The sequence below is a fragment of the Polaromonas sp. P1_G4 genome, assembly GCF_056405475.1.
Map to the genome: position 1 here is coordinate 1 of NZ_JBFUCA010000742.1, position 1,595 is coordinate 1,595.

2 protein-coding genes are annotated in these 1,595 nt (G+C 53.9%); one reads left to right on the plus strand and one right to left on the minus strand.

The features are described from left to right. Nucleotides 1-1,055, minus strand: a 1,055-nt coding sequence (locus AC1D1X_RS22895) for an O-antigen ligase family protein (RefSeq protein ID WP_477699287.1), incomplete at its 3' end; no start/stop codon positions are given. Nucleotides 1,056-1,330: 275 nt separating this feature from the next. On the opposite strand from AC1D1X_RS22895, the gene AC1D1X_RS22900 reads away from it, so the two are divergent. After that, nucleotides 1,331-1,595: glycosyltransferase family 2 protein (locus AC1D1X_RS22900; RefSeq protein WP_477699288.1), on the plus strand; the 265-nt coding region annotated here is incomplete at its 3' end.

Consider the following 1,595-nt stretch of genomic DNA (forward strand, 5'->3'; position numbering starts at 1 on the left):
GTGGACTGCACCGCCCGGGCATATGGTTTGTCCATCCCGGCGGTATCTTTGAAGATCGAAAACATCAACCCGCAAAGTAGGGCAATTCCCGGAATGCCCAGCTGAACACCCCACAGCAGGTATTCCTGATGCGGATTTCCGTTTTGTACAGGCTTGTAATCCTGCTTTTCCCGTTGCTCAAGCCGGTTGTATTCGCTTGCCCAGCTCCCGGCCCCGGCGCCCAGAATCGGGTTGTCGCCAATCGACTGCACCGCCCTGTGCCAAAAATGGAGCCGGATGCCTGAAGAGCTGGATACTGCGCCGTAACCGGTTGCTATATCGGCCCCCTTTTTAAAGGAAAAAGACTTTATTTCGGTCTGCGCTTCCACAATTCTCTGGTGCATTTTGGATGAACCAAATGAGAGAGCTACAAGAAAGATAAAAGGCAGAAGTACAGTGACTATTCGATAGCGCTTGGGTAGTTCCCACATGATGGCGCTCGACAGCAAAAGGATTGCCACCACGTGCCCGGTACGGCCACTCAGCACAAAAAATACATTGCACAGCGCCAAGATCGCGGCCAATACAGCGAAATGTGGGCCAAAGCGCCCGGGGAAGAGGGCGCGTAAATGCCAGCAGACCGCTGCGAACACTCCGCTCATGATGCTCTGGTCCAGATAGCTGGAGAATACGGCGTAGTTTGTCAGCGCCATATTGGAAGTTGCCCAGGGTACCGGGAGATGGAAAAAAAGCATCCAGGAACCGGCCAGCAAAAATACCTGTGCAGCAACAAATGTGGCAAACGCACACATCGCCTCACGCGCATCGCGAACAAGAAATACGATCAGGATGATCTCAAGCAGCTTGCCATATTTTCCAACCGAGCTCAATGCATCGGTCAGTGGCGCAACGGTCCATATCAGGCTAAGCGTGAACGCGAACAGGATGACCAGCACGGCGATTGGTACGCGCAACCCTGCAAGCGGATTCTTGTATTGCCCGGTTTGTCGCATGGCCAGCAGGGTAGCGAGCCCGCAAAGCACCAGCAAAAGCTTGGCAATACTGATTATTGCCATAGACAATCCAATAGAGGCCGTGGCTAAGCAAATAATGGCGAGCCGAAAATTGAGCGTCTTATTTAACAAAATGGTCGCAGTCAGTACCTGATGAGCAGCCCGCATTATCGGTGATTCCACACTTGCCGACGAGGGGGYGCGTACGGGTCCTCTGCTATGCTGTCAGGGGATGAAGCAACGCGACTTCACTGGTAAATCCCCCTTGTGATCTTCTGAGTAGGCATTCGTTGGCAAGCTTGTCCGTAACCATCATCACCAAGAATGAGGCCCATAACATGGAGGCCTGTTTACGCTCGGTAGCTTTCGCCGATGAGGTCGTGGTCCTCGATTCAGGCAGCAGTGATGGAACTGTGGCCATTGCCAGGTCCATGGGAGCTCGCGTCAGCATCGACCATGACTGGCCGGGGTTTGGTGCCCAGAAAAACCGCGCATTGGCCCTGGCGAGTTCCCAATGGGTTCTTTCTCTGGATGCGGACGAAAGAGTTACCCCCGAGCTTCAGCGTGAAATCATCAAAGCGCTTCAGGCGCCGGCGTTTGACG